Origin of the sequence: Microbacterium sp. (assembly GCF_035556355.1) — a bacterium.
Classification (GTDB): Bacteria; Actinomycetota; Actinomycetes; order Actinomycetales; family Microbacteriaceae; genus Microbacterium.
On the sequence record NZ_DATMFG010000057.1, the window covers coordinates 50189 to 70800 of the forward strand.

19 protein-coding genes are annotated in these 20612 nt (G+C 70.4%); 14 read left to right on the forward strand and 5 right to left on the reverse strand.

Annotated elements, in window-relative coordinates; all coding sequences use genetic code 11:
* Positions 1–18 precede the first annotated feature (18 nt).
* Both VNR19_RS16340 and VNR19_RS16345 read right to left on the reverse strand, forming a co-directional pair.
* Positions 19–1635 (reverse strand): ABC transporter permease, encoded by a 1617-nt coding sequence (locus VNR19_RS16340; protein WP_325728332.1) that lies wholly within the window; start codon positions 1633–1635, stop codon positions 19–21.
* Between the two features lie 2 nt (positions 1636–1637).
* Entirely contained in the window at positions 1638–2594 is a 957-nt protein-coding gene (locus VNR19_RS16345; RefSeq protein ID WP_325728333.1) for an ABC transporter ATP-binding protein, read from the reverse strand.
* A gap of 122 nt (positions 2595–2716) precedes the next feature.
* Between VNR19_RS16345 and VNR19_RS16350 the strand changes: the two genes are divergently transcribed.
* The 14 genes from VNR19_RS16350 to mmsB all read left to right on the forward strand — a co-directional run bounded on the left by VNR19_RS16350 (position 2717) and on the right by mmsB (position 17714).
* A complete protein-coding gene (locus VNR19_RS16350; protein ID WP_325728334.1) occupies positions 2717–3727 on the forward strand; it encodes an aldo/keto reductase family protein in 1011 nt (336 codons plus the stop codon).
* A 13-nt stretch (positions 3728–3740) separates the two neighbouring features.
* On the forward strand, positions 3741–4217 hold the full coding sequence (locus VNR19_RS16355; RefSeq protein WP_325728335.1) for an NUDIX hydrolase: 477 nt from the start codon (positions 3741–3743) through the stop codon (positions 4215–4217).
* A gap of 178 nt (positions 4218–4395) precedes the next feature.
* A complete protein-coding gene (locus tag VNR19_RS16360) occupies positions 4396–5847 on the forward strand; it encodes a dicarboxylate/amino acid:cation symporter (RefSeq protein ID WP_325728336.1) in 1452 nt (483 codons plus the stop codon).
* A gap of 87 nt (positions 5848–5934) precedes the next feature.
* On the forward strand, positions 5935–6771 hold the full coding sequence (locus tag VNR19_RS16365; RefSeq protein WP_325728337.1) for a TIGR03620 family F420-dependent LLM class oxidoreductase: 837 nt from the start codon (positions 5935–5937) through the stop codon (positions 6769–6771).
* Between the two features lie 71 nt (positions 6772–6842).
* Complete coding sequence (locus VNR19_RS16370) at positions 6843–7214, forward strand: VOC family protein (protein WP_325728338.1); 372 nt, start codon at positions 6843–6845, stop codon at positions 7212–7214.
* Complete coding sequence (locus tag VNR19_RS16375) at positions 7211–7717, forward strand: hotdog fold thioesterase (RefSeq protein ID WP_325728339.1); 507 nt, start codon at positions 7211–7213, stop codon at positions 7715–7717. The genes VNR19_RS16370 and VNR19_RS16375 overlap by 4 nt, the downstream gene beginning before the upstream one ends.
* A 246-nt stretch (positions 7718–7963) precedes the next feature.
* On the forward strand, positions 7964–8677 hold the full coding sequence (locus tag VNR19_RS16380; protein ID WP_325728340.1) for a GntR family transcriptional regulator: 714 nt from the start codon (positions 7964–7966) through the stop codon (positions 8675–8677).
* Positions 8674–10203, forward strand: coding sequence for an MmgE/PrpD family protein (locus tag VNR19_RS16385; protein WP_325728341.1), 1530 nt, complete (start codon positions 8674–8676; stop codon positions 10201–10203). Before VNR19_RS16380 ends, VNR19_RS16385 begins: the two co-directional genes overlap by 4 nt.
* A complete protein-coding gene (gene prpB / locus VNR19_RS16390) occupies positions 10203–11102 on the forward strand; it encodes a methylisocitrate lyase (RefSeq protein ID WP_325728342.1) in 900 nt (299 codons plus the stop codon). Before VNR19_RS16385 ends, prpB begins: the two co-directional genes overlap by 1 nt.
* A 16-nt stretch (positions 11103–11118) precedes the next feature.
* Entirely contained in the window at positions 11119–12312 is a 1194-nt protein-coding gene (locus tag VNR19_RS16395; protein ID WP_325728343.1) for a bifunctional 2-methylcitrate synthase/citrate synthase, read from the forward strand.
* Between the two features lie 205 nt (positions 12313–12517).
* Entirely contained in the window at positions 12518–14083 is a 1566-nt protein-coding gene (locus tag VNR19_RS16400) for a Re/Si-specific NAD(P)(+) transhydrogenase subunit alpha (protein WP_325728344.1), read from the forward strand.
* Positions 14080–15477 carry a Re/Si-specific NAD(P)(+) transhydrogenase subunit beta gene (gene pntB, locus VNR19_RS16405; protein WP_325728345.1) on the forward strand — a complete coding sequence of 466 codons (1398 nt, stop codon included), beginning with the start codon at positions 14080–14082 and terminating at the stop codon, positions 15475–15477. The genes VNR19_RS16400 and pntB overlap by 4 nt, the downstream gene beginning before the upstream one ends.
* Before the next feature lie 150 nt (positions 15478–15627).
* On the forward strand, positions 15628–16791 hold the full coding sequence (locus tag VNR19_RS16410; protein WP_325728346.1) for an acyl-CoA dehydrogenase family protein: 1164 nt from the start codon (positions 15628–15630) through the stop codon (positions 16789–16791).
* Complete coding sequence (mmsB, locus tag VNR19_RS16415; protein ID WP_325728347.1) at positions 16788–17714, forward strand: 3-hydroxyisobutyrate dehydrogenase; 927 nt, start codon at positions 16788–16790, stop codon at positions 17712–17714. Before VNR19_RS16410 ends, mmsB begins: the two co-directional genes overlap by 4 nt.
* A gap of 56 nt (positions 17715–17770) precedes the next feature.
* Here mmsB and VNR19_RS16420 read toward each other — a convergent pair whose 3' ends face one another.
* From VNR19_RS16420 to VNR19_RS16430, 3 genes are read right to left on the reverse strand one after another with little or no spacing between them, the layout of a single operon-like run.
* Entirely contained in the window at positions 17771–18283 is a 513-nt protein-coding gene (locus tag VNR19_RS16420; protein ID WP_325728348.1) for a MarR family winged helix-turn-helix transcriptional regulator, read from the reverse strand.
* 58 nt (positions 18284–18341) lie between these two features.
* Positions 18342–19442: an acyl-CoA dehydrogenase family protein gene (locus VNR19_RS16425; RefSeq protein ID WP_325728349.1), complete on the reverse strand. Its 1101-nt coding sequence runs from the start codon at positions 19440–19442 to the stop codon at positions 18342–18344.
* A complete protein-coding gene (locus VNR19_RS16430) occupies positions 19439–20494 on the reverse strand; it encodes an acyl-CoA dehydrogenase family protein (RefSeq protein WP_325728350.1) in 1056 nt (351 codons plus the stop codon). The genes VNR19_RS16425 and VNR19_RS16430 overlap by 4 nt, the downstream gene beginning before the upstream one ends.
* Positions 20495–20612: the final 118 nt, after the last annotated feature.

Here is a 20612-nt window from a genome sequence, read left to right on the forward strand (position 1 = left end):
GCTCCCCCCTCCCCGAATCTATCCTCCTGTTGCGAGCTCTCGACGACGCATGAGCCCGAGCGAGGCGACGGCTCCGACCGCGACGGCGCCCACGAGCCACCAGAGCCCGCGCACGTCGATCGTGTCGCCGTCGACGATCGGCGTCACGGCGACCGGTGACACCCGCACGAGCCACTCGGGGAACCCGAAAAGCGGACCGAAGAGACCCAGCGTCATGCCGAGGACGACCAGTGACCACCCGAGCGGGATGGTGATGCGCGGCACGAGCACGAAGGCGAGCGCGGTCGCGACGAGGAAGACGGATGCGCCGATCGCCTGCCCCGCGCCGGTGACGACGACGGTGAGCATGAGGTCCCCGTCGCCGCCGCGCGCGGCGATCCCGAGCGCGGCACCGCCGATGGCGGCCGCGACGACGAGCACGATTCCGACCGCGGCCACGGCGAGGTAGTCGGCGAGCCAGCGCACGCGCGCGACCGGCGCCGAGAGGACGATCTCCGCGGTTCCGTGTGCCTCCTCCTGACGTGCGCGGCACACGACCTGCACCGCGCAGCACGCGGCGAGCACTCCGAGCATCGTGAAGAACGTCGTGATCGTTCCCTGCTCGACGCTTGCGTCGCCGGAGATCTGGCGGACGATCTCCTCGATCGCGGGGTTCGACGCGCCCACCTCCTCGACGATCGATGCGAGCGACGTCGACATGACCCCGGCGATGAGTCCGCCGACGAGCCAGCCGATGATGGCGCCACGCGTGAGCCGCCACACGAGCGCGGTCGGCGATGACAGGGCGACGGATGCCTCGGTCCGCCCGCGCCGAGCGGGGATGAAGCTCTCACCGAGGTCGCGCGCCGCAGCGAGGGCGATCGTCGACCCGGCGAGCACGAACCCCGCGGCGAGCCCCAGGAGCACCGGCCACCAGAGGTCTTCGTCGAAGGCGCGGGTGTTCTCGGCCCAACCGAACGGCGACGCCCACGCGAACCCGGAGCTCTCGACGTGGGAGAGGTCGTCGCTCGGCGTGCCGATCGCGTTGCCGATGCCCGATACGAGGAAAGCCGCGAGCGTGATCCACACCGCGGTAGCGTTCGCGGCGCGCGACGTGCGCAGAAGCTGGGCGCACACGAGTCCGACGCCGAGGAAGCACACCCCAACGCAGGCTGCGGCGGCGCCCGCGACGACGGCTCCGGCGGGGTCGAGGCCCACCGCGATGTAGGCGACGGCGACGAGAGCGCCCAGCACCACGTTCGCCCCGATGCCGTGGAGGGCGGTCGCGACGACGGGCATCATGCGTCCCGCCGGGGTCGCCGACACGAGCTCGGCCCGCCCGGCCTCCTCGTCGCCGCGCGTGTGCCGCACGGCGAGGAACGCGCTCATGAAGGCGGCCAGCAGAGCCAGCCACGGCATGATGAGGAAGACCATGAATGCGCCCTCGTCGGCTCCCGACGGCAGCCCACGGAACAGCAGGATCACGGGATTGGCGACGGCCGCCGCGAGCAGCGACGCGCGCTCCTGCTCGGAGCCGTAGGACTGGGAGACGCCGACGTACGACAGGTACGCGAGGAGTCCGGTGCCGACCGTCCACATCAGCAGCTGGCGCCAGTCGCGCCGCACGCGCTGCGCCCACAGTGTGCCGAGTCCCATCGTCACCGCCCCGACGTCGACGACACGCGCGCTCGCTCGCGTTCGCCGTTCTGCTCAGCCGCGACGTCCTCCCCGTAGTGCCGCAGGAAGAGCTCCTCGAGCGTGGGAGGCTGCACGCGAAGGCCGGCCACCTGGCGGCGGGCGAGTTCCGGCAGCACGGATGCCACGGCGTCGCTGTCGACCGTGAAGCGGGCGCGGCCGGCCTCATAGGCCGGATCGTGGGCGCCCACGATGCCGTCGAGCGCGGTCGCGTCGTCCGCCTCGAACGACACCTCGGTGCGGGTGAGGTGACGCAGATCGGCGAGCGTTCCCGATTCGACGATGCGACCCGCGCGGATGATCGACACGCGATCGCACAGCTGCTCGACCTCCGACAGGATGTGGCTCGAGAGCAGGACCGTCGCTCCCGCGTCCCGTACGCGGGCGACCTCGCGCCGGAAGACGACGTCCATGAGGGGGTCGAGGCCGCTCGTGGGCTCGTCGAGCACATAGAGGTCGGCCGGTACGGCGAGAGCCGCGATGAGGGAGATCTTCTGCCGGTTGCCCTTCGAGTACGCGCGGCCTTTCTTGCGCGGGTCGAACTGGAACGCCTCGAGCAGCCGCTGCTTCTCGGCGCGGTACACGGCATCGCGACGCGAGGCGCCGCGCAGCCGTGCGAGGAAGTCGATCGCCTCTCCGCCGGAGAGGTTGGGCCACACGCTCACGTCGCCCGGAACGTACGCGATCCGGCGATGGAGCGCGACGGCGTCGCGCCACGGATCGCGGTCGAACACGAGCGCCTCGCCGCTCGTCGCTCGCGCGAGACCGAGGAGCACGCGGATGGTCGTCGACTTGCCGGCGCCGTTCGGGCCGAGGAAGCCGTGGATCTGACCGGAGGAGACTTCCAGGTCGAGTCCGTCCAGCGCGCGGACGCGCCCGTAGTGCTTGTGCAGTCCGCTCGTGCGGATGACTGTCGCCATGCCGCGTCACCTTACGCGCGTTTCACGAATTTGTGAATAGTCCGAAGCGAGTCCCGAAGAGTGGGCTCCGTCCGGCGTGAGCGGGCGGTTCCGGCATCCGCTTCGCCATTACGTTTGTGCGCATGGTTCAGTATCGGTACCTCGGAAACAGCGGCTTCAAGATCTCGGAGATCACGTACGGCAACTGGCTGACGCATGCGTCGCAGGTGGCGAACGAGGCCGCGATCGCGACCGTGCACAAGGCGCTGGACCTCGGCATCACGAGCTTCGACACGTCCGACAACTACGCGAACACCGCCGCCGAGTCCGTGCTCGGCGAGGCGCTCAAGGGGCAGCGGCGCGAGTCCCTCGAGATCTTCACGAAGGTGTACTGGCCGACGGGGCCCATGGGGCCGAACGACCACGGCCTGAGCCGCAAGCACATCCTCGAGTCGATCAACGGCTCGCTCAAACGCCTGGGCACCGACTACGTCGACGTCTACCAAGCGCACCGCTACGACTACGAGACGCCCCTCGAAGAGACGATCCAGGCGTTCGCCGACGTCGTCCGGCAGGGCAAGGCGCTCTACATCGGCACGTCCGAGTGGACCGCCGAGCAGCTGCGCGAAGGCCACGCGCTCGCCAAGAGCTACGGCGTGCAGCTCATCTCGAACCAGCCGCAGTACTCGGCCCTGTGGCGCGTGATCGAGGGCAAGGTCATCCCGACGAGCCAGGAGCTCGGCATCTCGCAGATCGTGTGGTCGCCGATGGCGCAGGGCGTGCTCAGCGGCAAGTACCTGCCCGGACGGCCGCTGCCCGAAGGGTCGCGTGCGACCGACGAGTCGGGTGCGAACTTCATCAAGCGCTTCCTCGCCGACGACGTGCTCGAGGCCGTGCAGCGGCTCAAGCCCATCGCCGCCGATGCCGGCCTCACGATGCCGCAGCTTGCGATCGCGTGGGTGCTCGCGAATCCGAACGTGTCGGCGGCGATCGTCGGGGCGTCTCGCCCCGAGCAGCTCGAAGACAGCGTCAAGGCATCCGGGGTCGCCCTCGACCCCGCCGTGAAGGCGGCGGTCGACGAGGCCCTCGCGGACGTCGCGATCACCGACCCGCAGAAGACGTACGAGTCCTCCCCGAAGGCGCGACTGACCTGACATCGTGGGAGCCATGGCCGTCACGAGCGCGGGGATCCTGCTGTACCGCCTGAAGGACGGCGCGCCCGAGGTGCTCATCGCGCACCTGGGTGGCCCCTACTGGGCGTCGAAGGACGAGGGCGCGTGGTCGGTCCCGAAGGGCGAGTACGACGCGGACTCGGAATCGGCGCTCGACGCTGCCAAGCGCGAGTTCCGCGAGGAGCTCGGCATCGACCCGCCCGAGGGCCCGTTCGCCGAGCTCGGCACGTTCCCGTACTCCTCAGGCAAGCGCGTCACGGTCTTCGTCGCCGACGGGGCGAGCTTCGAGCTCGACGGCCTCGAGTTCGGCGAGTTCGAGTTGGAGTGGCCGCCGCGGTCGGGGCGCACGCAGACGTTCCCCGAGGTCGACCGCGTCGAGTGGGTGAGCTTCGACGAGGCGCGGGGCAGGCTCGTGAAGGGGCAGCGCCCGGCGATCGACCGGCTCGAGGAGCAGCTCGCAGAGGCTTCATGAGAAGGGGCGGATGCCGCGGCATCCGCCCCTTCTCCCGTTCACCGGGCGGCGTGTGACGTCACGCAGCGTCACACAGCACCTGCCCCCTGTCAGGCATTCGTACGATCGTCACCGGTCTGCCCGCCGGAGCCCCTCCCCAGGTTCCGCCCCAGCCCCGCGGGCACGAACACGGAGAACCATGAGCAACCCCACCGCGTCCGCCGCTGCGGACACCGAATCCGCGCCGAAGCGCTTCTCGCCGCGCAGGCTGCTCGGCAGCTTCGGCTTCCAGATCCTCGTCGCCCTCGTGCTCGGCATCGTGCTGGGCCTCGTCGCCCGCGGGATCGGGCCCGACGCCGAGGGCGCCCCGAACGGCCTCGCCGCGACGCTCGACGTGATCGGCTCGTCGTACGTCACGCTGCTGAAGGCGGCCGTCGTACCGCTCATCTTCACGGCGATCGTCGCGAGCATCTCGAACCTCCGCCGCGTCCGCAACGCCGCGCGCCTCGCCGGCCAGACGCTGCTGTGGTTCGCGATCACGGCGCTCATCGCCGTGACGATCGGCATCGTGCTGGGCCTGGTCATCCAGCCCGGCTCGCGCGCCGGCGAGGGCCTCGAGCCGAGCGACCCCTACACGGTCGGCTCCTGGTGGAACTTCCTCATCGGTCTCATCCCGCAGAACTTCCTCGGCCTCCAGGTGTCGTCGAGCTTCGACGCCGAGGCCGGCGCGGTCGCCTCGTCGGTCGGGTTCAACGTGCTCCAGGTCATCGTCGTGTCGGCCGTCATCGGCCTCGCAGCCCTGCGCGTCGGCAAGAAGGCCGAGCCGTTCCTGTCGTTCGTCGAGTCGACGCTCAAGGTCATCCAGCGCGTGCTGTGGTGGATCATCCGGATCGCCCCGATCGGCACGCTGGGACTCATCGGCAGCGCCGTCGTGAAGTACGGCTGGGAGAAGCTCGCATCGCTCGGCTGGTTCGCGATCGCGATCTACATCGGCCTCGCGCTCGTCCTGTTCGCCGTCTACCCGATCCTCGTGAAGTCGCACGGCCTCTCGATCCGCCAGTACTTCTCGGGCGCGTGGCCGGCGATCCAGCTCGCGTTCGTGAGCCGCTCGTCGATCGGCACGCTCCCCGTGACCGAGCGCGTCACCGAGCGCAATCTCGGCGTGCCGAGCGCGTACGCCTCGTTCGCCGTGCCCTTCGGGGCGACGACCAAGATGGACGGCTGCGCCGCCATCTACCCGGCGATCGCCGCGATCTTCGTCGCGCAGTTCTTCAACATCGAGCTCTCGCCGCTGCACTACGTGCTCATCGCGGTCGTCTCGGTGTTCGGGTCTGCCGCGACCGCCGGCACGACGGGTGCGACCGTCATGCTCACGCTCACGCTGTCGACCCTCGGCCTCCCGCTCGAAGGCGTCGGCCTGCTGCTGGCGATCGACCCGATCCTCGACATGGGCCGCACCGCGGTGAACGTCGCGGGGCAGGCGCTCGTGCCGACGATCGTCGCCAAGCGCGAGGGCATCCTCGACGAGAAGCTGTACAACGCTCCCCGCCAGGGCCTCCCGTTCGTCGACGACAGTGCCGAGGACACCCCCGAGGTGGACCTCGACGCCGAGATCGAGGCGCACGACGAGCAGGTGCACGCCGGGCGCTGATCCGACCTCGTCGCGCGGGCGCGGCATCCGTCTTCCACAGAGCGGGACGGATGCCGCGCCCGCTCCGTTTCCGGCGAGACTGAGAGCATGACCGAACTCCCGCGCCCCCTCGGCACGTTCGGCGTATGGCGTCGGCGCGACGGCCTCACGCCCGAGTTCGCGGCCGGAGTCGAACGCCTCGGCTACACGACCCTGTGGATCGGCGGATCCCCGGGTGAGGACCTCGCCGAGGCGGAGGCGTGTCTGGACGCGACCGAGAGCCTCGTCGTGGCGACCGGCGTCGTGAACATCTGGCGCGCCGACCCTCGCGAGGCGGCCACGTCGTTCCATCGGCTGGAGGCGCGGCATCCGGGTCGCTTCGTGCTCGGCGTCGGGTCGGGCCATTCCGAGTCCGACCCCCGCCGCGCCAAGCCGCTCACCGCGCTGCGCGAGTACCTCGACGTCCTCGACGCAGAAGGCGTGCCCGCCGGGCGCCGAGTGCTCGCCGCCCTCGGGCCCAAGACCCTGCGGCTCGCGGCCGAGCGCACGCTCGGCGCGCACCCGTACCTCACGCCCGCCCGCCACACGCGGTGGGCCCGCGAGATGCTCGGGCCGGACGCGCTGCTCGCGCCCGAGCAGATGGTGATCGCCGAGACGGATGCGGCGGCCGCCCGCGCCGTCGGACGCCGGATCCTGCGACGCTACCTGGCCCTCGAGAACTACGCCGGCACGCTGCGGAAGTCGGGCTACGGCGACGACGACCTCGCGGGCGACGGCAGCGACCGCATCGTCGATGAGCTCACGCCGTGGGGCGACGCGCCCGCGCTCGCGGCGGCGGTGCGCGCCCACCTCGACGCGGGAGCCGATCATGTGTGCGTGCAGGCGCTGCCCGCCGACAGCGACGTGCTGCCCGCGCTCGGCGAACTGCGGGCCGCACTCGCGTAGCCTCGCAAGGGGTTGTCGCGCCCGGTTCCGAGGCGCGAGACTGTGCGAGTTCCATCCACGAGAGGACGACCATGGCCCACGGCGACATCACTCACGTCGACATCCCCGTCACCGACTTCGCGCGGGCGACGGAGTTCTACTCGCGCCTGTTCGGCTGGCAGATCGCCGATGTCCCCGGCTTCGAGGGGTACCCGATGTGGCAGGCCCCCAACAAGATCAGCGGAGGCGCCCTCGCGCCGCGCAGCGAGGGGTTCACGCAGCCTCGGTCTTACGTCGAGGTCGACTCGATCGACGAGGTCATCGCCACCGCCCGCGCATCCGGCGGCTCAGTCGCGGTCGAGAAGTCGGAGATCACTCCGACGAGCTGGTGGGCCGCGATCGTCGACCCGGATGGCAACGTCATCGGTCTGTTCGAGGGCACGACCGAGGTCGAGGAGTCGTGACGCAGGAGCTTCGCGACGGGGTCGAGGCGGAGCCGGAGCGGAAGAGCGTGTGGTTCGGCGACATCTCGCCGATCGACTTCGACGCGATGGCCGAGCAGACGCTCATCCGCAACCTCGGCATCGAGATCATCGAGATACGCGACGACGCGCTGGTGGGGCGGATGCCGGTCGACCACCGCACCGTGCAGCCCGCCGGCGTCCTGCACGGAGGCGCGTCGGTCGCGCTCGCCGAGACGCTCGCGTCGTGGGCCGGCTTCCTCGCGATCGACCGCGAGCGGTTCCACGTCGTCGGCCAGGAGATCAACGCGAACCACATCCGCCCGCTCACGAGCGGATGGGTCGTCGGCACGGCGAAGCCGATCAACATCGGCCGGCGCGCACACGTGTGGGAGGTCCGCATCGTCGAGGAGGGCACCGGAAGGCTCGTGTGCATCTCGCGGTGCACGCTCGCGGTGATCGAGCAGCGCAGCTCGTACGGGAAGCCGGGGGAGCGGGGCGCGTAGCGCCCGTGCGGCGCCTCCCTCCCGCTGCGTCGGGCCCCCCTCTCTCGCTGACATCAGGACATCTGGCGAGGGCAGGACGATTCGCGCGGGATCGTCCTGTCTGGGCGGGATGTCCTGATCGCGGCGAAAGCGGCGCCGCTCGCCACGACCGGTCGTGTATACGCTGTGCCTTCTGTGAGGCCCCGGATGCGGCATCCGGACGCCTTTGTGTATACACTGAGGAGCGATCGACGAAGGGGGTGACCGATGCGCGCGAGCGACCGCGCCTACCGCACCCTGCTCGAGGAGATCCAGACCGGTGCCCTCCCGCCCGGAGCCGTGCTCGCCGAGGTCGAGCAGGCGACGCGCCTCGGCGTGAGCCGTACGCCCCTGCGCGAAGCGCTCGGACGCCTCGCAGCCGACGGGCTGGTCGTCCAGCAGTCGCCTCGCGTCACGGTCGTCGCCGACGTCGACGCCGACGACATCCGCGCCCTGTTCGAGGTGCGCCGCGCGCTCGAGGAGTCCGCCGCCCGGGCGGCTGCGCAACGCGGCGACGGCGCGGAGTTCGCCGCGCTCGCCGAGCAGTTCGCGGCGGCATCCGTCGTCGGTCCCGACGCGACCGACGACTACTACGCTCTCATCGCCCGTTTCGATGCGGCGCTCGACGCCGCCGTCGCGAACGACTACCTCACCGCCGCCCTGCGGACCGTGCGCACGCACCTCGTGCGCGTGCGCCGGCTCGCGCGCGACAACCCCGAGCGACTCGCGGCCTCGGTCGCCGAGCACCGCCTCATCGCGAGCGCGATCGCCGCCGGCGACGCCGAGCTCGCCGCGCACGCGACGCATGTGCACCTGCACAACGCGCTCGCGAGCATCCTCGCTTCGCTCGACCACACCGCTTCGACAGGCTCAGCGACCGGGGCCATCGCGCCGGCCCCTGAGCCGGTCGCAGGGTCGCGCCTCATGAAAGGAAGAGCATGACCGTCATGCATCACGTCCGTGTCCACCGCAGCGAAGAGAGCCTCGCTCGGGAGGACCAGCTCGCGTGGAAGATCGCCGAAGTCGCCGCCGACCCGGTCGAGGTCGAGCCCGACGTCGTCGACATGATCATCAACCGCGTCATCGACAACGCGGCGGTGGCCGCAGCATCCCTCACCCGCGCGCCCGTGAGCGCCGCGCGCCAGCAGGCGCTCGACCACGCGGTGTCGATCTCGGGCTACGGAGCGACCGTGTTCGGGTGCCCGCTCGAGCGCCGCACGTCGCCGGAGTGGGCCGCGTGGGCGAACGGCGTCGCCGTGCGCGAGCTCGATTACCACGACACGTTCCTCGCGGCGGACTACTCGCACCCCGGCGACAACATCCCGCCGATCGTCGCGGTCGCACAGCACGTCGGCACCGACGGCGCCGCGCTCGTGCGCGGCATCGCGACAGGCTACGAGATCCAGATCGACCTCGTGCGCGCGATCAGCCTGCACAAGCACAAGATCGACCATGTCGCCCACCTCGGGCCGTCGGCCGCCGCCGGCATCGGCACGCTCCTCGGACTGCCCGTCGAGACGATCTACCAGGCGATCGGGCAGGCCCTGCACACGACGACCGCGACCCGCCAGTCGCGCAAGGGCGAGATCTCGACGTGGAAGGCTCACGCCCCGGCCTTCGCGGGCAAGATGGCCGTCGAGGCGGTCGACCGCGCGATGCGCGGCGAGACGTCCCCGTCGCCGATCTACGAGGGCGAGGACGGCGTCATCGCGTGGCTGCTGGACGGGCCGGATGCCTCGTACGAGGTGCCCCTGCCCGCACCGGGCGAGCCCAAGCGGGGCATCCTCGACTCGTACACGAAGGAGCACTCCGCCGAGTACCAGGCTCAGGCGTGGATCGACCTCGCGCGCAAGCTCCACAACGAGCACCCCGAGCACGCGTTCGCGCCCGACAACATCGAGTCGATCGTGCTGCACACGAGCCACCACACGCACCACGTGATCGGCTCGGGCGCGAATGACCCGCAGAAGTACGACCCCACCGCGTCGCGCGAGACGCTCGACCACTCGATCCCGTACATCTTCACCGTCGCGCTGCAGGACGGCACGTGGCATCACGTCGACTCGTATCTGCCCGAGCGCGCCTCGCGGCCCGACACCGTCGCGCTGTGGCAGAAGGTCACGACCGAGGAGGACCCCGAGTGGACGCGCCGCTACCATTCGGACGACCCGAACGAGAAGGCCTTCGGCGGGCGAGTCGTCATCTGCTTCGCCGACGGGGGCGAGATCGTCGAGGAGATCGCGGTCGCCGACGCGCACCCGCTCGGCGCCCGGCCGTTCGTGCGCGAAGACTACGTCCGCAAGTTCCGCCTGCTGGCCGAGCCCGTGCTCGACCCCGACGAGATCGAGCGGTTCCTCGAGCTCGCCCAGCGCCTGCCCGGGCTCACGGCCGACGAGGTGCGCCGGCTCTCGATCGTCGCGAAGCCCGGCGTCCTCGCGAGCGCGCCGGCGCCGAAGGGCCTGTTCTGATGCTCTATTCGACCGTCACGCCAGCCGACAAGCGGCGTGCCTTCCGCGAGCGGCTCGCGACCGGGGAGCTGCTGCGGTTCCCGGGCGCGTTCAACCCGCTGTCGGCACGCCTCATCGAGCGCAAGGGCTTCGAAGGCGTCTACATCTCGGGTGCCGTGCTGTCGGCCGACCTCGGGCTGCCCGACATCGGCCTCACGACCCTCACCGAGGTCGCAGGGCGCGGGCAGCAGATCGCGCGCATGACCGACCTCCCGGCGATCATCGACGCCGACACAGGCTTCGGCGAGCCGATGAACGTGGCCCGCACGATCCAGACGCTCGAGGACGCGGGCCTGGCCGGCACGCACATCGAGGATCAGATCAACCCCAAGCGGTGCGGCCACCTCGACGGCAAGGCCGTCGTCGACGAGGACACCGCGGTCAAGCGCATCCGCGCCGCCGCCGACGCCCGCCGCGACCCGAACTTCCTCATCATGGCGCGCACCGACATCCGCGCCGTCGAGGGCCTCGACGCGGCGATCGACCGCGCCAAGGCGCTCGTCGACGCCGGTGCCGACGCGATCTTCCCCGAGGCGATGCGCACGCTCGACGAGTTCGCCGCGGTGCGCGCCGCGGTCGACGTGCCGATCCTCGCGAACATGACGGAGTTCGGGAAGAGCGACCTCTTCTCGGTGGACCAGCTGCGCGACGTCGGCGTGAACATCGTGATCTGGCCGGTCTCGCTCCTGCGGATCGCGATGGGCGCGGCATCCGGCGCTCTGGATACGCTCATCGAAGAGGGCCACCTCACAAGCAAGCTGGACCAGATGCAGCACCGTGCCGACCTGTACGACCTCATCGACTACGAGTCGTACAACCGCTTCGACACGAACGTCTTCAATTTCCACATCGAGCGTTGACCCGCGAAGGAGCACCATGACGACCGAACCGGACATCAAGAAGGGACTCGCGGGCGTCGTCGTCGACTACACCGCGATCTCGAAGGTCAACCCCGAGACCAACTCCCTGCTGTACCGCGGATACCCGGTGCAGGAGCTCGCGGCGACGCAGCCGTTCGAGGCGGTCGCGTACCTGCTGTGGCACGGCGAGCTCCCCGACGAGGTGCAGCTCGCGCAGCTGCGCGCGGTCGAGCGCTCGTATCGCGCCCTTCCGGCCGATGTTCGCGCCGTCATCGACCGTGTCCCGATCGACGCACACCCGATGGACGAGGTCCGCACCGCCGTGAGCCTCATCGGTGCGCGCGACCTCGCCGGCGCCGGCTCGGTGCTCGACGCGAGCGGCTCCGCCGAGGAGAACCTGGCGCGCAGCATCCGCCTGTTCGCCGTTCTTCCCGCGATCGTCGCGTACGGTCAGCGCCGCCGCCGCGGACTCGACCCCGTCGAGCCGCGCGACGACCTCGACTACGCCGCCAACTTCCTGTGGATGACGTTCGGTGAGATGCCCGAGGACGTCGTGGTCGACGCGTTCAACCGGTCGATGATCCTGTACGCCGAGCACTCGTTCAACGCCTCGACGTTCACCGCGCGAGTCATCGCGTCGACGCTGAGCGACCTGTACTCCGCGGTCGTCGGCGCGATCGGCGCGCTCAAGGGACCCCTCCACGGAGGGGCGAACGAGGCCGTGCTGCACATCTTCGACGAGATCGGCGACGCGTCGAACGTCGTGCCGTGGCTCGACGAGGCGCTCGCGCAGAAGCGCAAGATCATGGGCTTCGGGCACCGCGTCTACAAGCGCGGCGACTCGCGCGTGCCGACGATGAAGGCGGCGCTCGACACGCTCGTCGAGCACTACGAACGGCCGGATGTCGCGGAGCTCTACGACAAGCTCGAGTCGGAGTTCCTGTCTCGCAAGGGCATCTACCCGAACCTCGACTATCCGTCGGGACCCGCCTACAGCCTCATGGGCTTCGACACGCCGACCTTCACGCCGCTGTTCGTCGCGGCGCGCGTGACCGGGTGGACGGCGCACGTCATGGAGCAGCTCGCCTCGAACGCGCTCATCCGGCCGCTGTCGGCCTACAACGGCCCCGATGAGCGCCACGTCGACGGCTACGTTCCGGATGAGGCGACGGCGGCGGTCGCGGCCCGCGCCGAGGAGGCCGCCGACTGACTCTGGCGTGCGCAACTCCGGAGATGCGGATGCTCCGGCGCGCGCGGCCGCGTGATTCCAGGGTCGCCCAGCGGCACTCCCCCCCGGATCTCCGGAGTTCGGCACGAAGGTGCACGGCGACCGGCGGGCACATAGTCTGGCCGGAGCGCCCGGTGACGGGCGCTCGCCGTCGGAGGCGACTGCGGGTCGACCTGAAGGGAGCAGTGTGGCTCGGATCGGAATCGTCCGTGAGGCAGAGGACGCGCGCGTCGCCGCGACGCCCGTCACCGTGACGGCACTCGTGTCGCTCGGCTACGAGGTGGTGGTCGAACGCGGAGCGGGTGAGGCGTCGTCGTTCCCGGATGCCGCGTACGAGGCATCCGGCGCGCGCGTCGTCGATGCGGCGGAAGCGTGGGCCGGCGACCTCGTGCTCAAGATCAACCCGCCGACGCGCGACGAGATCGACCGGCTGGCGGACGGAGCCGCGATCGCGGCGCTGCTGTCTCCTGCGCTGCGACCCGATCTGCTGGAGGCGCTCAGCACGCGCGGCCTCACGGCGATCGCGCTCGACGCCGTGCCCCGCATATCGCGCGCGCAGTCGATGGACGTGCTGAGCTCGATGGCGAACATCGCCGGCTACCGCGCGGTCGTCGAGGCGGCGCACGAGTTCGGGCGCTTCTTCACGGGCCAGGTGACGGCGGCGGGCAAAGTGCCGCCGGCGAGGGTGCTCGTCGCCGGCGCGGGGGTCGCTGGCCTCGCCGCGATCGGGGCCGCAAGCAGCCTGGGAGCGATCGTGCGCGCGACCGACCCGCGTCCGGAGGTCGCCGATCAGGTGCGCTCGATCGGCGGCGAGTACCTCGCGGTCGAGGTGGACGAGCGCATGGAGTCGACCGACGGCTATGCGAAGGCGACGTCCGAGGACTACGATCGCGCCGCCGCCGCGCTCTACGCGGAGCAGGTGCGCGATGTCGACATCGTCATCACGACGGCGCAGATCCCCGGTCGCGTTGCACCGCGACTCATCACGGCCGACATGGTCGCGACGATGAAACCGGGCAGCGTCATCGTCGACATGGCCGCCGCGCAGGGCGGCAACGTCGAGGGGTCGGTCAACGGCGAGCGAGTCGTGACCGAGAACGGCGTCGTGATCCTCGGGTACTCCGACCTCGCGTCGCGGCTGCCGGCGCAGGCGTCTCAGCTGTACGGCACGAACCTCGTCAACCTCCTGAAGCTGCTCACACCGAACAAGGACGGCACGCTCGTCATCGACTTCGACGACGTCGTGCAGCGCGCGGTGACGGTCGTGCGCGACGGTGAGACGACGTGGCCGCCGCCCCCGGTGCCGGTGTCGGTGCCGGCGGCTCCTGCGCGGGCTCCCGAGGCCGCGGCGGACCCGACCGAGACGAAGCGGATGCCGGTGTGGGCGAGGGCCCTGCTCGTCGCGGCGGGCATCGTGGCGCTGTTCGCGATCGCCGCGATCGCGCCGCCGCCCCTGCCGCAGCACCTCACGGTGCTCGTGCTGTCGGTCGTCGTCGGCTTCTACGTGATCGGCAAGGTGCACCATGCGCTGCACACGCCGCTCATGTCGGTGACGAACGCGATCTCGGGGATCATCGTCGTCGGTGCGATGCTGCAGGTCACGAGCGGTGACCCCGTCGTGCAGGCGCTCGCGTTCGCGGCGATCCTCGTCGCGAGCATCAACGTCTTCGGCGGCTTCGCGGTCACGCGCCGCATGCTCAAGATGTTCTTCCGAGAAGACGCGCCCGCCCGGAGTGCGGGGGCCACCCGGTGACGGCCGAGTCGATCGCGGCGGCCGCCTACATCGTCGCCGCGCTGCTGTTCATCATGAGCCTCGCCGGGCTCAGCCGCCACGAGAGCGCCCGCAACGGCGTCGTCTACGGCATCATCGGCATGACGATCGCGCTCGCCGCGACGATCGTGCTCACGGTGCTCGACGCGTGGACCACCGGAGCGACCTTCGGGCTCGTGCTGCTCATGGTCGCCGTGCTGATCGGAGCCGCGATCGGCCTGTGGCGCGCCCGTGTGGTCGAGATGACCGGCATGCCGCAGCTCATCGCGCTACTGCACAGCTTCGTCGGTCTCGCCGCGGTGCTCGTCGGCTGGAACGGATACCTCGACGAGCCCGAGCTGCCGGCCGAGCTCGTCGGCATCCACCACGCCGAGGTCTTCATCGGCGTCTTCATCGGCGCCGTGACGTTCACGGGCTCGATCGTCGCGTTCCTCAAGCTGTCGGCCCGCATGTCGTCGGCGCCGCTCGTGCTTCCGGGCCGGAACGCGATGAACCTGGGAGCGCTCGTCGTGTTCGTCGCGCTCACGGTGTGGTTCGTCGTCGACCCGCAGCTGTGGCTCCTCATCGCCGTGACGGTGCTCGCGCTCGCGCTCGGGTGGCACCTCGTCGCATCGATCGGCGGCGGCGACATGCCCGTCGTCGTGTCGATGCTCAACAGCTACTCGGGATGGGCCGCGGCCGCAGCCGGGTTCCTGCTGAACAACGACCTGCTGATCGTGACGGGTGCGCTCGTCGGGTCATCCGGTGCGTACCTGTCGTACATCATGTGCAAGGCGATGAACCGCTCGTTCCTGTCGGTGATCGCGGGCGGCTTCGGCATCGAGGCGCCGACCGCGTCGGATGCCGAGCACGGCGAGCACCGCGAGCTCGGGCCGGAGGACGTCGCGCAACTGCTGCGCGACGCCGACAGCGTCATCATCACGCCCGGCTACGGGATGGCGGTCGCGCAGGCGCAGTACCCGGTCGCGGGACTCACGAGCCGCCTGCGCGAGCTCGGCGTGAACGTGCGCTTCGGCATCCACCCGGTCGCGGGGCGCCTGCCGGGGCACATGAACGTGCTGCTCGCCGAGGCACGCGTCCCGTACGACATCGTGCTCGGAATGGACGAGATCAACGACGACTTCGCGAGCACCGACGTCGTGCTCGTGATCGGCGCGAACGACACGGTGAACCCCGCCGCGGCGGAGGACCCGAGCTCGCCGATCGCCGGGATGCCGGTGCTGCGCGTGTGGGAGGCCCAGCAGGTGGTCGTGTTCAAGCGCTCGATGGCGTCGGGGTATGCGGGCGTCGCGAACCCGCTGTTCTCCCGCGAGAACGCGGCGATGCTGTTCGGCGACGCGAAGCAGCGGGTGGAGGAGATCCTGCGCGAGCTCTGAGGTCCGCGGGCGGCAGAACGCGTCGGGCCGCGTCGACCTCGGCGAGCGATTACTTGGATGTCCAAGTATCATGGAGATCGTGCCAACGACGGCACACGGGCCGAATGCCCCCACGAAGGGCCGGTCCGGGCTGTGAACCGAGGAGACCCCATGGCGACCACCCTGAGCAACCCCGCGATGACGGCGGAGGAGCGAGCAGCGATCATCGAGGCGGTGCGCGAGTTCGCGCAGACCGAGCTCGAGCCCAACGCGATCGAGTGGGACGAGAGGTCCCACTTCCCGCGAGACGTCCTCCAGCGAGCAGGCGAGCTCGGCATCGGCGGGATCACGGTCCGCGAGCAGTCGGGCGGCACCGGCCTCGCCCGCGTCGACGCGGCGGCCGTCTACGAGGAGCTCGCGAAGGGCGACCCCGCAGTCGCGTCGTACATCTCGATCCACAACATGGTCGCGTGGATGATCGACACCTACGGCAGCGACGCGCAGCGCGCCGAGTGGCTCCCGACCCTCACGTCGATGCAGGGCTTCGGCGCGTACTGCCTCACCGAGCCGGGAGCGGGATCGGATGCCGCGGCCATCGCGACGTCCGCGATCCGCGACGGCGACGAGTACGTCATCACGGGCGTCAAGCAGTTCATCTCGGGTGGGGGCGAGGCATCCGTCTATGTCGTCATGGCCCGCACCGGCGAACCGGGGGCCCGCGGTATCACCGCGTTCATCGTGCCCGACGGCACGCCCGGCCTGTCGTTCGGCCAGCTCGAGAAGAAGATGGGCTGGCACGCGCAGCCGACGCGCCAGGTGATCCTCGACGAGGTGCGTGTGCCCGCCGACGCGGTGCTCGGCGAGCTCGGCCAAGGCTTCAAGATCGCGATGAACGGCCTCAACGGCGGCCGCATCAACATCGCCGCGTGCTCGATCGGCGGCGCGCAGTGGGCGCTCGACAAGGCCCGTCGTTACGTGCACGAGCGCTTCACATTCGGCGAGCCGCTCGCCGAGAAGCAGTCCGTCGTCTTCACGCTCGCCGACATGACGACCGAGCTGCACGCGGCGCGCCTCATGGTGCAGGACGCCGCCACAGCCCTCGACCTGAAGGAGCCGGATGCCGCGGTCCGCGCCGCGATGGCGAAGCGCTTCGCGACCGACGTCGGCTTCCGCGTCGCGAACGCGGCGCTTCAGCTTCACGGCGGCTACGGCTACCTGCAGGATTACGGCATCGAGAAGGTGGTGCGCGACCTGCGCGTGCACCAGATCCTGGAAGGGACGAACGAGATCATGCGCGTCGTCATCGGCCGTGACCTGCTGGAGCGTGCGTCGTGACCGCCGTCGAACAGGGCGCTCGCGTCGCGTTCCTCGGCCTCGGGCACATGGGCCTGCCGATGGCCCGCAACCTGAAGTCGGCGGGCTACGACGTCGTCGGCTTCGACGTGTCTCCGGCCGCGATGCGGTCGGCGAACGAAGCGGGCATCGAGACGGCATCGTCAGGACCGGATGCCGCAGCCGGCGCACGCGTCGTCATCACGATGTTCCAGACCGGCGCCCAGGTGCTCTCGGCGTACTCAGGGGGCGACGGCGTGGACGGACTCGTCGACGTCGCACCGCCCGGCACGCTGTTCATCGACTGCTCGACGATCTCGGTCGACGAGGCGCGCGAGGCGCACCGGCTCGCTGAGGTGGCTGGTCACCGCGCGCTCGACGCCCCCGTGTCGGGCGGGGTGGTCGGCGCCGAGAACGCGACACTCGCGTTCATGGTCGGCGGTGGCGAGGAGGACTTCGAGACGGCGAAGCCGCTTCTCGAGGCGATGGGCCGCCGGGTCGTGCACTGCGGCGGTGACGGCCTCGGCCAGGCCGCGAAGGTGTGCAACAACATGATCCTCGCGGTGTCGCAGATCGCCGTGGCGGAGGCGTTCGTGCTGGGGGAGCGGCTGGGGCTCACGCACCAGGCGCTCTTCGACGTCGCCTCGAACGCGTCCGGCCAGTGCTGGGCGCTCACGACGAACTGCCCGGTACCGGGACCCGTGCCGACATCGCCCGCGAACCGCGACTACCAGCCCGGGTTCGCCGGCTCGCTCATGGCGAAGGACCTCGGGCTCGCCGAGCGCGCGATCGAGTCGACCGGCGTCGACGCGAAGCTCGGGCTCATGGCGCGCGAGATCTACAAGGAGTTCGCGGAGGGTCCGGGGGCGAACCAGGACTTCTCGGGGATCATCAACACGATCCGGGCGCTGTCCGGCGATCGATGACCCACCCCGACGTTGAGCGAGCGAAGCGAGACGAAACGCGCGGGCGAGCGCTCGACTCAGTCCTCGAAGTCGCCGGCGTCGCGCCGCAGGCGCGTGATGAGCTCGACGAGCTGCTCGGTGTCCTCACGCGACAGGCCGGGCTGCTCGAACACGCTCTCGTTGAGCGCGGCGGTGGCCCGCTCGGACAGTTCGCGACCGGCGTCGGTGAGTACGACGAGCGTCGCGCGGCCGTCGTCGGGGTGCGGCTCGCGGCGCACGAGCCCGACGGCCTCGAGACGGTCGACCGTGTTCGTGACGCTCGCCGGATGCACCTGCAGGCGCGAGCTCGCCGAGGCCATCGGCATCCGTCCCGACCTCGAGAAGCTCAAGAGAGTCAGCAGCTCGTATCGGGCGAACGTCAGCTGGAACGGGCGCAGCGTCTCGTCGACGCGCGCGAGCATGAGCTGGTGCGCGCGCATGATCGACGTCACGAGCGACATGCCGGGCGCGGCATCCGTCCACCCGTGCGCGACCCACTGGCGCTGGGCTTCGGCGATCGGGTCGATCGGCAGGCGTCTTTTTCGGGCCACGGGCACCTCCGGCACTCAGACTAGCCAGGCGTGCACCGGTGCTTGCACGCCGTCCCCATCACGCACCCTTGGGCAGGCCAAGGATCCGTTCCGCGATGATGTTCCGCTGGATCTCGGACGTGCCGCCGTAGATCGTGGCGGCCATCGACTCGAGGTACTCGTCGAACGGCGCGAGCGGCGCGTGGCCATCGCCGCCGGCAACCTCGAGGGCGAAGCGTGCGGCCTCCTGCACGGACTCCGAGCCGAAGAGCTTCAGAATTCCGGAGAGGGGTGTGTCGCCGCCCGCCATGCGGGCACCAACTGTGCGGATCCCGGTGAGCCGGATCGCCTCCATGTCGGCGAGCAGCCGGCCGAGGCGTACGTGCGTGTGTGCGCCCGGGTCGGAGCCGCGCAGCACGGGGTCGAGCGCCCGCTGCATCTCGAGCCAGTTGTTGATCCAGATCATGTCGCGCTCGTGCTCGAGGGCGGACATCGCGACGCGCCAGCCGCCGTTGAGCTCGCCCAGGATGTTCTCGGCGGGTATTTCGACGTCGTCGAGGAAGACCTCGCAGAAGCTGTCGATGCTCGGCCCGGCCGTCTTGATCGCGCGAGCGGTCACACCGGGGGTGTCCATGTCGAGGATGAGGCATGTGATGCCGCGGTGCTTAGGCGCGTCCGGGTCGGTGCGCACGTACAGCGTGCACCAGCGGGACTCGTTCGCCTGGGTCGTCCACACCTTCTGCCCGTTCACGACGAACACGTCTCCGCGGCGCACGGCGGTCGTTCGCAGCGACGCGAGGTCCGACCCGGCTCCGGGCTCGGACATACCCAGGGCCCACCACGCCTCGCCGCGCAGCGTCGGGCGGAGGTAGCGCTCCTTCTGCTCGGGCGTGCCGAATTGTATGAGGGCGGGCGCTACCACGCCGGTCGCCTGGATGTTCATCTGACGCGGGACCCGGCGCAAGGCGCCTTCGATGCGGACCGACAGCGCCTCCGTCAGCGGCAGGTCGCGCCCACCGCGCTCGCGCGGCCACTCCGGAACGAGCCAGCCCTCGTCGAACGACGCCGCCTGGAACCGCGTGCGCAGCTCGATGTCCTCGCGGTACTCGGAGTATCGCTCGGCGTAGTCGGCCGGCAGCGTCGCCTCGAGGAACGCGCGGTACTCGTCGAGTGCGGTCATCGTGCTTCCCCTTCCGTGAGGCTCTCGGCTCCGACCCGGGCGTAGAGGTCATCCGGCATGCCCAGGAACGGCCCGGTGTGGCGGGCACGCCGGACGAAGAGCGGCGCATCCGACTCCCACGTCAGGCCCATCGCGCCGAGGAGCTGGACGTGTAACTCGGCGCTTCGCGTCGCGGCATCCGCCGCCGCCGCCTTCGCGAGCATCGCGAGGCGCCGTGCGGCCGCTCCGAGCGGGTCACGCGACGCCTCCACCGCGGCTCCTCGGGTGAGGCTCCTCGCGCGCTCGACGAGCACGTACGCGTCGGCGAGCAGGTGTTTGACCGCCTGGAAAGACCCGATCGTGCGGCCGAACTGCTCGCGCCTGAGGGCGTGCCGGATGCCCCCGTCGAGCGCGCCGGCGGCGACCCCCACGAGGTCGGCGGCGGCGCACACGCGTGCGGAGGCGAGGACGGCGTCCAAGTCGGCATCGCTCTCGTGCTCCGCGAGCACGACCGCATCGCCGTCGACGACGACGACGTCGGCGCGCGCGCCGTCGACGCCGGCCAGCGGGCGCCGATCGGCCGATTCAAGCGAGAGGACACGGATGCTGCACCCTCCAGCGCGCTCCGCGACGGCCACGGCGGTCGTCGCGGAGCGTCCGTCGAAGCACAGCCAGGCGCCCCCGTGATCGCGCCGCGCGAGGGTCGAGGGCTCGGCGGGAGGCTCTTCAACGGGCGCCCGGATCGCGAGGAGCGTCTGCGTGGCGGCGGTCGTCGCGAGGAGCGGTGCGGGGAGGAGCGAGCGCCCGGCCTGTTCGAGGACCGCCGCAAGGTCGACGAGCCCGCCGATGCCGTCCGTCTCGGCGGGAAGGCCGATCGCGGTGTAGCCCTGCTCGACGATCGCAGGCCAGAGGTGGTCGAGCGCCTCGCCCGTGACGGCCGCCCGCACGTCTGCCGCGGAGAATAGGCCGGCGAAGTGATCGCGCGCCGCCTCTTCGAGCTCCACCATCTGCTCGGAGGGGACGTAGAGATCCCAGTCGATGTCGCTCGACGTCGTCGCTGACGCGATGGTCATGACTTCCCCTTTCAATCTTTTATAAGATTCGAGTCGAGACGAGTCTAGCGTCTCTTCGCGCGCACGCGAGACGGATTATCGTCGAGGCCTATAGGTTTGCCATGATGAGCAAAGGCGG

Excerpts from the sequence above, each read along its gene's own strand:
- VNR19_RS16340 (WP_325728332.1), bottom strand. The coding sequence starts at position 1,635 with ATGGGACTCGGCACACTGTGGGCGCAGCGCGTGCGGCGCGACTGGCGC.
- VNR19_RS16345 (WP_325728333.1), bottom strand. The coding sequence starts at position 2,594 with ATGGCGACAGTCATCCGCACGAGCGGACTGCACAAGCACTACGGGCGC.
- VNR19_RS16350 (WP_325728334.1), top strand. The coding sequence starts at position 2,717 with ATGGTTCAGTATCGGTACCTCGGAAACAGCGGCTTCAAGATCTCGGAG.
- VNR19_RS16355 (WP_325728335.1), top strand. The coding sequence starts at position 3,741 with ATGGCCGTCACGAGCGCGGGGATCCTGCTGTACCGCCTGAAGGACGGC.
- VNR19_RS16360 (WP_325728336.1), top strand. The coding sequence starts at position 4,396 with ATGAGCAACCCCACCGCGTCCGCCGCTGCGGACACCGAATCCGCGCCG.
- VNR19_RS16365 (WP_325728337.1), top strand. The coding sequence starts at position 5,935 with ATGACCGAACTCCCGCGCCCCCTCGGCACGTTCGGCGTATGGCGTCGG.
- VNR19_RS16370 (WP_325728338.1), top strand. The coding sequence starts at position 6,843 with ATGGCCCACGGCGACATCACTCACGTCGACATCCCCGTCACCGACTTC.
- VNR19_RS16380 (WP_325728340.1), top strand. The coding sequence starts at position 7,964 with ATGCGCGCGAGCGACCGCGCCTACCGCACCCTGCTCGAGGAGATCCAG.
- VNR19_RS16385 (WP_325728341.1), top strand. The coding sequence starts at position 8,674 with ATGACCGTCATGCATCACGTCCGTGTCCACCGCAGCGAAGAGAGCCTC.
- prpB (WP_325728342.1), top strand. The coding sequence starts at position 10,203 with ATGCTCTATTCGACCGTCACGCCAGCCGACAAGCGGCGTGCCTTCCGC.
- VNR19_RS16395 (WP_325728343.1), top strand. The coding sequence starts at position 11,119 with ATGACGACCGAACCGGACATCAAGAAGGGACTCGCGGGCGTCGTCGTC.
- VNR19_RS16410 (WP_325728346.1), top strand. The coding sequence starts at position 15,628 with ATGGCGACCACCCTGAGCAACCCCGCGATGACGGCGGAGGAGCGAGCA.
- VNR19_RS16425 (WP_325728349.1), bottom strand. The coding sequence starts at position 19,442 with ATGACCGCACTCGACGAGTACCGCGCGTTCCTCGAGGCGACGCTGCCG.
- VNR19_RS16430 (WP_325728350.1), bottom strand. The coding sequence starts at position 20,494 with ATGACCATCGCGTCAGCGACGACGTCGAGCGACATCGACTGGGATCTC.